Origin of the sequence: Candidatus Manganitrophus morganii (assembly GCA_021651055.1) — a bacterium.
Taxonomy (GTDB): Bacteria; Nitrospirota; Nitrospiria; order SBBL01; family Manganitrophaceae; genus Manganitrophus; species Manganitrophus morganii.
Genome location: JAJHOH010000001.1, coordinates 3,395,357 through 3,408,628 on the forward strand (window position 1 = coordinate 3,395,357; position 13,272 = coordinate 3,408,628).

The following is a 13,272-nucleotide window of genomic DNA, read 5'->3' on the forward strand; positions in this document are numbered from 1 at the left end:
CAGCGCCAGGATTGTTCCGATGAGATGGCACTCTACAAACACATGACAGGGATGCAGCAAGTACGATGCCAGAATTGGAATAAATCAAGACAAGAATCGATCCGATTGAAATCGAGTAAGAAATATGGACTTTCTTTTCTTAGATCCTGATGGGATTGAACAACCAATGGGGGAAATCCCAAAAAACGGGGCGATTGCCCCATCGGAAGATACGCGCGATCTATAAACACCGCCTAAAATTCATCTCCCATTGTGGAATTCCTGGCATCCACATTCTAAAAAGGAACGACGTTCACGCCGCAAGGATGGAAGAGCCCGATTATCTACTTTGTCGGATGCGATGGGTAGCCGGAAAAGAGGACCAGATTAACAATAATTCGTATCGGTTCCTTGGGGGTCGCTCTATGAAGAGGAAGAAGGTTCAATCTTGTATTTATCCATTCGGTATCGAAGGGTATCACGGGTAAGTCCGAGTAATTTCGCCGCATGGGTGACGTTCCAAGAGGTCTGTTCCAGCGCTTGGAGGACGAGGTCGCGCTCGACATCTTCAAGCGAAACACCCTCGCGTGGAAGGAGAAGACGTCTTCCCCCTTCCTTATCTTGGTCCCTGTTTATTTTGACGAGACCGGGGAGAAGTGCAAGTTGGTCCGGTTCAATGGTCTCTTGTCGGGAGAGAAGGACGGTCTGCTCGATCATATTCCGAAGCTCGCGGACATTCCCAGGCCATGAATAGTTGAGAAGCGCTTTTTCGGCCTCCGGGCTGAAGGCCATTTCTTGTTTTCCGTAGCGCCGGGATTGGATTTTTAAAAAATGCTTTGCGAGAAGGAGGATATCGCTTCCGCGGCTGCGCAGCGGCGGCAGTTCCAGATGGATGATCCGAAGCCGGAAGAAAAGGTCCCGCCGGAACCGTCCTTGACGGACCGCTTCTTCCAGAGATTGGTTCGTGGCTGTGATGATCCGGACGTCCACTTTCTGTTCTCGAAGATTTCCAAGACGGCGGATTACTTTATCCTCAAGTGCTTTGAGCAGCTTGGCCTGAAGGGAGATGTCGATTTCCGCGATCTCGTCTAAAAAGAGAGTCCCGCCGTCTGCGGCCTGAAACAGGCCGATCTTCCGCTCTTTTGCGTCGGTGAAGGCCCCCCGCTCATATCCGAAGAGCTCGGCTTCCAGGAGCTGGGTCGGAATCGAGGCGCAATTAACCTCGATGAAAGGAGCATTCTTTCTCGGACCGTTGTAATGAAGGGCCCGGGCCACCAGCTCTTTCCCGGCGCCGGTCTCTCCGGTAATCAGGGCGGCGGGCGGCTCTCCCTCTGTTAATTTCCGCTCCGATTCGATGATCTGCTCGATCTGATTTTTCAATGAGCGCATCGGCGGTGATTCCCCCAGAAGGGCGGAAAAAGTGCTTTCAACGGCCTCTTTTTCCCGGTAATAGGAGAGGGTCCCCTCCAATCGATTTTGTCCTACCGCTTTGTCGAGCAGGACTTTAAGTTTGGCCAGGACCAACGGCTTGTTCACAAAGTCATAAGCGCCGGATTTCATTGCGTCGACGGCCGTTTCGATGTTTCCATGTGCCGTAATGATGACCACCTTCACCTGCGGGTCACAATCCCTTATGCGAGAGAGGGCTTCGAGGCCGTTCATTCCCGGAAGCTGCAGATCGAGTAAAATGACGTCTGGCTTAAATGTTTCAAGCTGCTGGAATCCCTCCTCTGCGCTCTCGGCGATCCGGACTTCGTACTCGTGTCGTTCGAGATACGTCTTCATGTTTTTCGCCAGCGTTGTTTCATCTTCGATGATGAGAATGGCATAAGACATCGATTTGCCCCGTCCTGTGTAGAGAAATAGTTCTTCCGACCCCTTCTTTGCCTCCAGGTCGAGGTATCCACCCGTGCTGCGATTATTGCTTGGCAAGCACGGGTCCGACCCACACACCCTTCGGCTTTGTAGTATAGAAAGGTTTAAAAACTTTGTCCATTTGTTCTTTGGGTTGAATGCAGCCGCCAACTGAAGATCCTTCCACTTCAACCCCCGGTCGAACCAGTGCCCTGCTGTTGGGCGAAGATTCCAGTGATACGACAGCTTCTCCTTTTTGACCGTCCTGAATAACAATCCAGTTGTGTCCTAAGACGACAAAAAGAAGACCCATTCCCTTGGCGATATCAATGTGTATAATCCGGTTGTTCAACTGTTCTCCAAACTCTGATCTGTTGCTGCGATGTGAGATCTTATTCAGGGAGTGTGCACTGACTTTCTCATCCTCTATGATAAAGACGGTATAAAACAGGATCTACCCGGTCACTGGAAGTTGGAGAAAAACGGTTGTTCCGACCCCTAATTTGCTTTCCAGTCGAAGCGTCCCTCCATGCCGTTCGATGATCCGTTTCGCCAGTGAGAGTCCAACCCCCATTCCCTTCGGCTTCGTCGTGTAGAACGGTTTGAGGACTTTGTCTATCTGCTCTTTGGGGATGCCACCCCCGGTATCTTTGATCAAGATCTCCATCCGATCGGCACTTTTCTCGTATCGGCTGATCACTGTCAATTCTCCCCCCTGGGGCATGGCGTCGAGCGCGTTGGCAATCAGACTGATGAAGACATGGCGCATCAGAGCCTCGTCCGTGTGGACCAGGGGAGAGGATGGTTCCAAAGTCAGCGTCGATTTCACGTTCCGCTTTGCCATCTCGCGATCAAGAGAGTCGAGGGTCGCTTGGATTAAATCGTTGATCCGGATGGAGGCGGGAATCCCGTTCGGTGGTTTGGAATAGACGAGCAGTTCCCGGATCCAGTCCTCGATCCGGTCTGTCTCATGAATGATCTCCTCCGCGGTAACCCGAAAAGGGGGATTTTCTTCCAAAGCGATCTCCGCGGAGGAGCGGATCGAGGCCAGCGGGTTCCTGATGCCGTGGGCGACGGCCGAGGCCATCTCGCCTATCGCGGCCATTGTTTCCGACTCAACGAGTTGTTCCTGTTGTCGGCGGATGACCCGGGCCGCCCGGCGGACGATCCAATAAAGAGAGCCGTAGAGAAAGATGCCTCCTAAGCTGGCGCTCAACCAGACTAGCTGATTTCCACGTTGAATGGCATGGAACAGAGTTAGCGGAACCTTATAGACTTCCACCACGCCGACGACCTTGTTCTCGGTAAGGTTCCAAATCGGGATATAGATTTCAACGAAAAAAGGAACCTCCTGATCGAAAACATGCTCCGGCTTGGATGATTTCCCGGAAGTCCCGCTTGTGACGGCCAGTCTCCCCGAGAGCGCCGTCTCCAATTGGGGGTTGGGGTTGAAGCGATGGCCGATGAAGCGATCGTCGTCCGACCAGAGGATCGATCCGTTGCTGTTGTAGACGTTGGCGCGGACCACCTCCGGCATCGTTGCAATCTGCTTGAAGAAGGCCTCGAAAACGGTTCTCGTCTTCCCGGGATCATCCGTCTCGAAATAGCTGCGTGTATTCTCCGCTTGCGCGATCGTCTGGACAAACTCCATCGTCACGACGGCGTCGCGCTGGAGCATGTTGCGCGTGAGAAAGCTCGAGAGAAGCAAAGAAGAGACGGCTGTGATCAGGCCGACGGAGAGGAAACTCAGAAGAGCAAACCAACGAAGGAGGTTAAATGGTCGTTTCTCTTCAATCGGCATGAGGCTTAAATCGAAGAATGGGTGAATTCATTTCATATCAATCCAAAATATCAAATCAATCTAACCGATTATTTTCGGTGAGTCAATGCATGCCTCGGTTGCCGGCGATCATCTGATGATGCGGTAGCAATTCATATTCCAAATACGATTTTGCCTTCCGGAAGTCCCTCATTGGTCGAAACTCCATCGGTTTATATCCGACCGCAGTAAAAAAAACTTCTCTCCGGTGTCGATCCACGATGGGGGATTTCCCCCCTGGTGCTGGGGCAAATCCCCCACGACGGGGGAATTGCCCCTGTCCGCCTTCTCTCCATGACTAAAGCGGCGCTCTATTTACGTTATGTTTTCAAACGAATAGAACTTTTCCCGCCTCTCCATGTCGCGGCATCATATTTGCGTTTCGCAATGGCGCCCGGATAGGGATTGTAGGTCGGGATAATTTCAGTGCGCGTGAGAAAACGATCTTGAGAAATCGGATTTTGGTCATCGAGGATGAATTGATCCTTCAGAAGAACATCGCGATTAGTCTGCGCCGCGAGGGATATGAGGTCATGGAAGCGGGGAGCGGGGCGGATGCTTGGAAAATATTGAATGTTGCTTCAGTCGATCTTCTTATCCTGGATGTCGGTCTTCCCGATTATGACGGCCTCAACCTGCTCAGGGAGATTCGAGCGGTTCACCCTCGACTCCCGGCCATCGTTATGACCGCTCGTGATACTCCGGAAGTGAAAAACAGGGCATTCGAATCGGGCGCGGCGGCCTTTCTCGCAAAGCCCATTATTCTCCGGGCATTAAAAGCCAAGATCCGCAACCTTGAAGAAAAAAGCTCTTGCTGACAACCAGGAAGCAAACAATAAATGAGAATCGCATGACCCCTCCGGTCCAACAGTCTTCCCGATTCGGTTCGATCAACCAGCCGACTTTCCGCAGTCGCCTTTTTTTTAAGTTCATCATTCCCTATATTTTTTTAATCGTGACCGTGTTTTCATTCAGCGGATGGCTTTTCTTTTCCTCTGCAAGCGAGGCGCTCGATGCGGAATTGTCCCGCCGGTTGGTGGGGGTGGCCGATTTGATTGCTCGGACGGTGAATCCCGCCTTTCTGGTGAGAATTCAGCCGGGGGATGAAGAGACCTCTCTTTATCGGCTTATCCTGGAGGAACTGGAAAAGATTCGAGAGGCCACCCAGGTCAAAGACATCCATCTCTTTGATCGACAAAACAGGGTGATCGTCGATTTAGACGGAACGCAGACGATCGGAGAAGAGGATCTTCTTCTCCAGATCGACGCTTATGAACTTGACCAAGTATGGCGCGGACGTGCGGTCTCATCCGTTCTTTACCGGGGACGAGACAGCCGATTCTATAAGGCCGGGTATGCCCCTTTGAGGGATGAACAAGGACGGATCATTGCGGGGGTCGGGGTTGAGGTAGGGGTAGATTTCATGCAGATCATGGATCGGATTCGCCGCCAGTTCATCGGAATCACTCTGGCCAGCGGGGGATTGATTATCCTAATCAGCTTTTTTCTCTCCCGCTCGATGATCCGTCCGATCCAAATCCTGACCTCCGCCACCGAGCAGATCGGAAATGAGAGAGGCTACCCGCAAGTCAATTTGAAGCGAAACGATGAGCTGGGCGACCTCGGAAGACATTTTAACCGGATGATTGGGCAGATCCAAACGAAGGATGCGCTGCTTCGCCGGATGTACGATGAAGAGCGCGCCAGGGCGGAGATTCTCGAAGGATACAGTCAGACGCTTCTGAAAAGCATCCCGAGCGGAGTTTTGGGGGTGAATCTCAAAGGTGAGATCACCTCGTGCAACCCGGCGGCGGAGAACATCCTGGGTCTCTTTTCATCGGTCCTTCTGGATCAGCCGGTTCAGGGGCGGCTGGGTGTCTGCTCCCCCTTGGAAAAAATCATCATGATCGCAGTGACGACCGGGAGCGAGGCGGCCTGGGAAGAGTTCCCGGTCGAAGATCCCTCCAAGGGAAAACGATGGATCGGTGCGATGGCTTCCCCGATTAAAGACCAGGGCGGAAGAGAGATCGGCGCGACAGCCGTTTTTGCTGATCTCACCGAGGTGAAAAATCTTCAGGAGGAGGTCACGATGAAGCGGCAGATGGCGCTTCTCGGTGAGCTCTCCGCCGGGATGGCGCATGAAATTCGAAATCCGCTCGCCGCAATTCAGGCCTTGGGCGAACTGCTCAGCCGCAGGGTCAAGGGGAGAAGATCCCACCCGGACGGGACGGGCGCGTCCGATTCCGATGAGAGAGAGCTTGAAGAACTGAGTCGAGACCTGGTCGCGGAAATCAGGCATCTAAATCGGTTTGTCACGGAATTTCTGATTTATGCGCGAATGCCGCTCCTCCATTTTGAGAAAACGGATCTCCGGGAGATTGTCGACGCGGCCCTTTCATTGGCCGCTCCCTCGGGAAAACCGGAGGAGATCGTCGTTCGGAATAAAATCCCGGAGTCGTTCCCCAAGGTGTCTGTCGACCCGATTGAATTTCGGCGGGTCCTCCTCAACCTCATTCAGAATGCGTTTCAGGCAATGGGAAAAGAAGGAGAACTGCGGATCGAAGCCGAGATCGTCGACCCTTATTTCTTCCTTCGTATCTCCGATACAGGCCCGGGGATTCCCTCTGCACACCGGGAGAAGATCTTTCGCCCCTTTTTTACGACGAAGCAGGGAGGGACGGGACTGGGCCTTGCGATTTCCGAGCGGATTGTCCGTGGACATGGAGGAAGTCTGACTTTTGAAACAAGCGAAGGGAAGGGAACGGTTTTCTCCATCCAGATGCGTCTGGAGAAATCTACAGCGGAAGTTCACAATTCCATTATGGGGTAAACAATGATCCGAATGTTGATTGCGGAAGACAAAGAGGCGATGCGGCGATCCCTGGTCCGTCTTTTCTCTGAAAAAGGGCATGACGTCATCGAGGCGGGAAGCGGCGCGGAGGCGCTGGAGCGCTTTAACGAGATGGAGATCGATCTGGTGATTACCGATCTTCAGATGGGGGTGATCGACGGGCTCCAGGTTCTTCGCGAGGTTAAAAAAAGGGCACCGCAGACCCCGGTCTTGATGGTCACGGCGTTCGGAACGGTGGAGAGCGCCGTGGAGGCGATGCGGCAAGGGGCGTTTGATTATCTTCTCAAACCGTTTTCCCTGACCGAGATCGAAGCGCGGGTGGAGAAGGCCATAGAGCAACGAAGGCTCCTGACGGAAAACAGCTACCTGCGAGAAACACTCAATCGCGCCGTCGGCCGGATGATCGGCCGTTCGGACCGGATGCAGCAGATCTATCGACTCATAGAGAAGGTGGCCCCTCATCCCTCACCGGTTTTGATTCTCGGAGAGACCGGAACGGGAAAAGAGATGGTGGCGAGGGGGATCCACGAAATGGGCCCGCGCAAAGCCGGTCCGTTTATTGCGGTCAACTGCGGGGCGATCCCTGAGAATTTGCTGGAGAGCGAACTCTTTGGATATGAGAAAGGGGCCTTCACGGGGGCCGCGGCCCAAAAGAAAGGCCGGTTGGAGCTGGCCGAAGGGGGGACTCTTTTTCTGGATGAGGTCGGAGAGCTTCCCCTTCCCCTTCAGGTGAAACTCCTCCGATTTTTACAGGAGAGGGAAATTCAGCGGGTCGGCGGAACAAAAACCATCCGGGTCGACGTCCGGTTGATCGCTGCAACAAACCGCGATTTAAAAAGGGAAATCCAGGAGCATCGCTTCAGAGAAGACCTTTATTACCGAATTCGGGTGATTGAAATCAATCTCCCCCCCTTGAGAGAACGGCATGGAGATATACCGGAATTGACGGCGTACTTCTTGCAAAAGTTCAGTCGTGAGCTTCATAAGAGCCTCGAAATGCTCCCGGAGGCGCTCGACCTGCTGACCCTCTACGCCTGGCCCGGGAACGTGCGGGAGTTGGAGAATGTCATCGAACGGGCTGGCGTTCTTGCAGAGGGGGAGATCATTAAGGCGGGCGATCTTCCTCCGGAGCTCCAACTGGTTTCAACCCCTGCGGGATCGAATGGGGAGTCGACCGAGTTAGGCCTGACCGAGCGCTTGGAGATGTTAGAGCGTGACATTATCAAAAAGACCCTGGATGAGACGGCGGGAAATCAGACACAAGCGGCCAGGATGCTCCGGCTGCATCGCAGCTCGCTTCAGTATAAAATGCGCAAGTATGGGCTGTTGGATGAGGGGAGGGTTTAAAAGATTTTCGCGTTACGGTGTCATTTTAGCTATTTTGTGGTTCGCCATCGGGATCTCCTCCGGAATTTCTCACGCAGTGGATCGGTCTGATCCGCTTCTTGCAGAGATCCACGCCCTGGAGACGACGTTCCAGCAGGTATTGAATCAACTCGATCGGTCGGCGCGCCAATCCGAGGAGGTCTCGCGCGAGGTCCAAGCCCTCAAGTCGCAAAAAACGGCCGGCGTCCTTCATCAGATCCGGCTCGAAGGGCTTCTCTCCCGCTTGAGGGAAATCCTCCTCGATCGGCGGGAGTTGAAGAAACTGGAGCAGACGCTCCAATCCGAGCGTGAGAAAAAGGTCGAGCTTCTCTATGATTTGATGGGAGAGGAGATCAATTCTCTCCTTCGCGAGGCGGAGGGATCGATGCAACGGGGCGAGGGGCAGCGGGCCGACCAAATTCATCGCTCGGTGCTGGCCAAGATGCAGGCGCGCGAGGCGCTGCGGCGGCCCCGTTCGCTTCATATCGCCGCGCTTCCCGAGATTGAGGTGCCCGATCTGGAGGGGGCCTCCCCGGTCGAGATGAGGGAGATGGCGGTGTTGCTTAGAAACGACGCGGAAACACTCGACAAAAAACGGAAAGAAATAGAGGAAGAGAGACGGCTTCTTCTGGAAGAACTCAAGATCAAACGGACCCTGGCCCGAGTTCAGGGATTCCCCAGGGGGATCGAAAAAAAGCCGATCGACCGCCAGATCCAACTCCTGGAAGAGAGACTGGCCGTCCTCGATCAGGCGGTTGAGCGTTATGCAGAGCGGGTCGGGGCTCTATTTACCCTGTCGGACGTGATGCTGGCAAGATCGAAACGGGAAGAAGATCGTTTAAAGTAAGGGCGGCGGAGATGTTGCAGCGGGTGTTTCCATCAGAATTACCACTCGAACGCTTTTCCTGGGGACGCAAGGTTGCCACCTTGTTCTGTTCCTGGCTTGTCCTCGCCTCATGTGCCTCCAGTTTACACCTGCGGGGGCTGGAAGCAACCGCTCGGGAAGAGCATGGTGAGGCGGTTCGGTTTTATCTGGAACATCTGAAAAACCGTCCGGACGATCTCCGCGCCAGAAACGATCTGGGCGTCTCCTATTTGCGGAGCGGAGAGTATGATCTCGCCTTTCTCGAATTTCAGAAGGTCCTCGCCGCCGATCCGCGATATGTCCGGGCTTATTACAACATCGGATTGGTCTACAACTTCAAAAATCTTCCCGACGAGGAATTCAACGCCTATCTGCAGGCCTTGGAGATCGATCCGGGACATCTCCCCACCCGGTTAAACCTCGCCCATCTTTATATCGAACGGGGAGAGATCGCAAAGGCCAAAGAGATTTATGAAGAGGTGCTTCGTAATCATCCAAACCAGCCACGCGCCCTCTATAACCTCGCCCTGCTCTACGATCAGGATGGGAAAGGAAAGGATGCCTTCGCACTGCTTGAGCGGTTTTTACAGCAGGAACCCGATCCGGAATGGCGGCAAGAGGCTGAGGAACATTTAAAGCGGTTGAGAAAAGCGCACTAAGGAATTGAAGCTCCCAGCCGCAAGCAGCGTGGAATCTTCGACCCGAAAGGAGAAAACATCTATTTGTATTCGCGCGTCTAACCCGCGCCCCAAGGGGCGAGGAATGCGACGCGCGTGCGTGTTCATTTTTTACCTGATCGTTTGGAACAACATCCAAAATCCGATTAAAACGAATCCTGATCCGGAGATTGCCTTCAACACGATGGGCGAGACGATCGAGGAGATTTTTCCTCCGAAAATGACGGCAACGGCCGTGCTGAGAACCAGCGCCCCTGCGGAAGCGAAGAAAATCCCGGTCTTACCGACATTCTGATCTGTCGCATAGAAAAGCGTCGCAAGCTGCGTTTTGTCCCCCAGTTCGGCCAGAAAGACAGTTATGAAAATAATGACGAGTTTCTGCATTCCCGGCTCCTTCGTTAATAATCATGCCGCAATGTGGCCTCATGACGTCTTGGTTTTGTTCCGTATCCAATCACCGATGACGTTTTCGAGCGCGATCATCATAGCGATAATCTTCGTCCCGGGTCAAGATTCCCTGATCGTCACGCCCCCGGCTTCGAAGAGAACTTTTTCGATCTCCTTTGTAAGCCCGATGCTCTGAGGCTTCATCACGCGAACCCTCCTCAGGGCTTTTAATTCCAGATGGGGTGCTGTCTGATTGACTGTCATTGACAGAGATCTCTCCCCGCAATTTCACCCCTGCCTGAGCATCGTCCCGTCCGGCCGAAAAACAAGAAACCGATCCTAAGAGTGCGATGAAAAATCCTCCTGCCAAGATGACTGAATAATTAAATCGATTCATTATCTTTTCTCCCGAATGATTTTACCAGTGTTAACACACAGGAACGATGCAACTGAGATGCCGCTATCAATTCATAAAAACGAGAATGATTGCGGTTATCGACGAAATTTTTTCTTAGGTTCGGTGGGAGTTTTCACCCAATGTTGGGTTAAATCCCCCAAAAGGATTGCTGCCGCTGTTGGCTCCGGCAATGATGAACCAATCTATCGCCGGTTCTTTAAGGGGGAAAACCGGCGACCACTGCCGGAATCCCATCACCCCGCCGCCGGCATCCCCTTCACCGGGAATGTACCGCAGGGCGAGGAGATCGGTGTTGTAGAGCCGGGTCATCAATTTTTCTCTCTTTTTAGTTATCAATCGGTTCACCGCCCATTTTGAAGGAGGAAGCGCCGCTCCTGACGTCGATATTTTATCCCGGTTTGGAGATCGGCATACTGTTTGCTTTAGGGATCTGTTCATCGACAATCACGGCGGATCTAATCTTACTTAAAATAAGGAGTGCAAATATGAAAACACTTTTGAGGTTCTGGATGATGATCGTGATCGGACTGACCATCGCTGCCTGCGGCGGAGGGGGGGGCGAGGGGGGATCGGACGGAGGAGGAGCCGGAAACCCGACGTTGGGAATCTTATCGATTCAAAAATTGGGGGCGACGGCGATCCCCAATGAGAATGCGTCTTCAAAACCGGTTTTTGCGTCGAATCTTTTTGGAAAGGGATGGCGCTTGGGTCCGCGCCAGGCCTTCGCGCAGGCGGCGCCCTGCGTCTCCGATGCGCCGACCTCTTTTGCGGTTTCCGGCGGCAAGGTGTGGATCAACCAGGCCTATGCCATTGTCGATGAAGTCGAGTTCAACCGGGAACCGTCGAGCGCGACGAGCCCCGAGTTTGGCCCCTTCGCGCTCGACCTGACCAACACCGACGCCAACGTCGGAGAGGCGATCACGGTCGATGTGCCGGAGGGGAATTACAGCAGCGTGAAGTATCGGATCAAACGGATCGAAGATGAGGCGATGCCGATCCTCAATGTAAGCGATGCCGCCCTTTTTCGGTCGAAGGTTCTCGATAACAATACGAAGCGGCGGCCGAGCGTCTGGGTCGAGGGGGTGATCGGTATCGGATCGGAGGCCGCGGGGTTCTCTTCTTGCACAAGTTTCATATTCGTCACCGATCATCGCTGGGAGGTGATCATTCCTTTCAGCGGGGGTGCCTCCAGTCAGCCGACGCCGGTCGATGCCGTTCTCCTTTTTGATCTGTCGGGGGCGTTCAACGCAGCGCTGGCCGGATCGAGCGCGGAGGCCCTGTCGGCAGAGGTGGGACAGTGCTCTGCTGAAGTTGTCGATCGGGGCGAATGCATGGGATCGGTCTATCTCGACGGCCGGACCAAGGATGAGCGTCACGGAACGCCTCTCGCAAAAATCATCACCGGCGAGTTTCCCAAGCATACGGAGGTCTTCGCTCAGTCCGCCACCGCCACGAGGGGATTTGACGACAATCCATCTGTCTCCGACATGGTGGAGAGCACCGCACAGGCGGGCACGACCGTCATCGACGACAGCGCCGTGCGGGTGAGCGGCGACGACAACCCGTCCGTTTCGGACCTTGCCGAGACGCCTGGATAAATCAACCTGTCACAGCCGGGCGGCGGGGAATTCCCCCGCCGCCCGGAGCGGCGGACAAATCGCCTTTAAGATTTTTTCGTTCAGAGGCTCGCGCTTTCCTCTCTCAACAGCCCAAGCCCAAGGAAATATTCTTTCAACAACAGTGCGGCTCGTCATCCATGTGAGAAGAGAATGAAAAAACTGATGGTTTACTCGCACGACACCTTCGGCTTGGGGAACATCCGCCGGATGCTCTCGATCTGCAAATATTTGATCGACTCCATCCCCGATCTCTCGATCCTGATCGTTTCCGGCTCTCCGATGGTCCACACCTTCCGGATTCCGCAGCGGATCGACTACATCAAGCTCCCCTGTCTCCGTCGAACGGAACAAGAGGGGTACTCGGTAAAGTATCTCGGCACCGACATCGGGGAGACGATGCGGCTTCGCTCCGAATTGATTCTCTCCGCGGCCTCTCACTTCAAGCCCGATCTTTTCCTGGTCGACAAGAAGCCGTACGGCGTGAAAAAAGAATTAAAGGGAGTGCTCAACTATCTGAAGATCCATCTTCCCGAAACCAAACAGGTCCTCTTGCTCCGGGATATTCTCGACAGTCCGGAAGCGACGATCAAAGTCTGGAAGCAGAATCGATATCAAGAGGCGATCCGCCTCTTCTACGATCTGGTCCTGGTGGTCGGCTCGTCCGAGGTCTTCGATCCCAGGAAAGAGTATCGGATGCCCCCCTCCGTGTCCGGGAAGGTGCAGCTTTGCGGCTATATCCGCCGGGAGGCCGGCCTCATGGGACGCGATGCGGTCCGAAATGAGCTTCAGCTAACCGATGAGAAATTGGTCCTGGTCACACCGGGAGGAGGTGAAGACGGATATCGCCTCGTGAAGAGCTACCTCTCCGGCCTGGAGCACCTCCCGAAGGCTCTGAACATCCGCAGCCTGATCATCTGCGGACCGGAGATGCCCGAGGCGCAGAGAAAACAGTTGTTCCAAACGGCGGCCGGCAGACCGTCGGTGCAAATCACAGAATTTACCAATGACCTGATGAGCTATATGGACGCGTCCGACGTCGTCATTTCCATGGCCGGATACAATACGATCTGCGAAATCCTTTCGCTCAATAAGCGGGCCATTGTGGTTCCCCGGGTTCACCCGGTGAAGGAGCAGCTCCTTCGGGCGGAACGGATGGACCGGTTGGGACTTCTTCGTACGATTCATCCGGATCATCTTACGCCGCAAGCGCTGGCTCACGTCCTTCTGGAGGAACTCAGCGCGGAGGGAATTGGGCTCCCTCCCCCCCGATTCCCTCTCGAAATGAACGCGCTCCCTCAGATCCGGGATCGGATCTTACGGCTTCTATCCGATTCCGAGTCGATGGAAAATGACGACCAACCGGTCTATCGATTCGACCGTCCGGGCCCGGCTCAACCCGGAGATCATGTTCAACCTCTATCCGTTCAGTAGGTCAGGA

12 protein-coding genes are annotated in these 13,272 nt (G+C 54.1%); 7 read left to right on the plus strand and 5 right to left on the minus strand.

The window, feature by feature from the left end:
• Positions 1-402: 402 nt before the first annotated feature.
• From MCM46_15555 to MCM46_15565, 3 genes are all read right to left on the minus strand, one after another.
• Positions 403-1,815 (minus strand): sigma-54 dependent transcriptional regulator, encoded by a 1,413-nt coding sequence (locus MCM46_15555; protein ID MCG3113231.1) that lies wholly within the window; start codon positions 1,813-1,815, stop codon positions 403-405.
• Positions 1,816-1,897: 82 nt separating this feature from the next.
• Positions 1,898-2,185 (minus strand): hypothetical protein, encoded by a 288-nt coding sequence (locus tag MCM46_15560; protein ID MCG3113232.1) that lies wholly within the window; start codon positions 2,183-2,185, stop codon positions 1,898-1,900.
• A 102-nt stretch (positions 2,186-2,287) separates the two neighbouring features.
• Positions 2,288-3,634, minus strand: a complete 1,347-nt coding sequence (locus tag MCM46_15565; GenBank protein ID MCG3113233.1) for an ATP-binding protein — start codon at positions 3,632-3,634, stop codon at positions 2,288-2,290.
• A 497-nt stretch (positions 3,635-4,131) separates the two neighbouring features.
• Between MCM46_15565 and MCM46_15570 the strand changes: the two genes are divergently transcribed.
• The 5 genes from MCM46_15570 (at position 4,132) to MCM46_15590 (ending at position 9,392) form a co-directional block, all read left to right on the plus strand.
• Complete coding sequence (locus tag MCM46_15570) at positions 4,132-4,470, plus strand: response regulator (protein MCG3113234.1); 339 nt, start codon at positions 4,132-4,134, stop codon at positions 4,468-4,470.
• Positions 4,471-4,502: 32 nt separating this feature from the next.
• On the plus strand, positions 4,503-6,482 hold the full coding sequence (locus MCM46_15575) for an ATP-binding protein (GenBank protein ID MCG3113235.1): 1,980 nt from the start codon (positions 4,503-4,505) through the stop codon (positions 6,480-6,482).
• 3 nt (positions 6,483-6,485) lie between these two features.
• Positions 6,486-7,850: a sigma-54 dependent transcriptional regulator gene (locus tag MCM46_15580; GenBank protein ID MCG3113236.1), complete on the plus strand. Its 1,365-nt coding sequence runs from the start codon at positions 6,486-6,488 to the stop codon at positions 7,848-7,850.
• Positions 7,851-7,926: 76 nt separating this feature from the next.
• On the plus strand, positions 7,927-8,715 hold the full coding sequence (locus tag MCM46_15585) for a hypothetical protein (protein ID MCG3113237.1): 789 nt from the start codon (positions 7,927-7,929) through the stop codon (positions 8,713-8,715).
• 80 nt (positions 8,716-8,795) lie between these two features.
• Positions 8,796-9,392, plus strand: coding sequence for a tetratricopeptide repeat protein (locus MCM46_15590; GenBank protein MCG3113238.1), 597 nt, complete (start codon positions 8,796-8,798; stop codon positions 9,390-9,392).
• A 129-nt stretch (positions 9,393-9,521) separates the two neighbouring features.
• Here the strand turns inward: MCM46_15590 and MCM46_15595 are convergent, their stop codons facing one another.
• Positions 9,522-9,794, minus strand: coding sequence for a TMEM165/GDT1 family protein (locus MCM46_15595; GenBank protein MCG3113239.1), 273 nt, complete (start codon positions 9,792-9,794; stop codon positions 9,522-9,524).
• A 514-nt stretch (positions 9,795-10,308) separates the two neighbouring features.
• Positions 10,309-10,524 (minus strand): hypothetical protein, encoded by a 216-nt coding sequence (locus MCM46_15600; GenBank protein ID MCG3113240.1) that lies wholly within the window; start codon positions 10,522-10,524, stop codon positions 10,309-10,311.
• 176 nt (positions 10,525-10,700) lie between these two features.
• Between MCM46_15600 and MCM46_15605 the strand changes: the two genes are divergently transcribed.
• Entirely contained in the window at positions 10,701-11,813 is a 1,113-nt protein-coding gene (locus tag MCM46_15605) for a hypothetical protein (GenBank protein ID MCG3113241.1), read from the plus strand.
• A 171-nt stretch (positions 11,814-11,984) separates the two neighbouring features.
• The gene (locus MCM46_15610; protein ID MCG3113242.1) at positions 11,985-13,265 is read left to right on the plus strand and encodes a hypothetical protein; all 1,281 of its coding nucleotides are present in this window, start codon (positions 11,985-11,987) and stop codon (positions 13,263-13,265) included.
• The last annotated feature ends 7 nt before the right edge of the window (positions 13,266-13,272 follow it).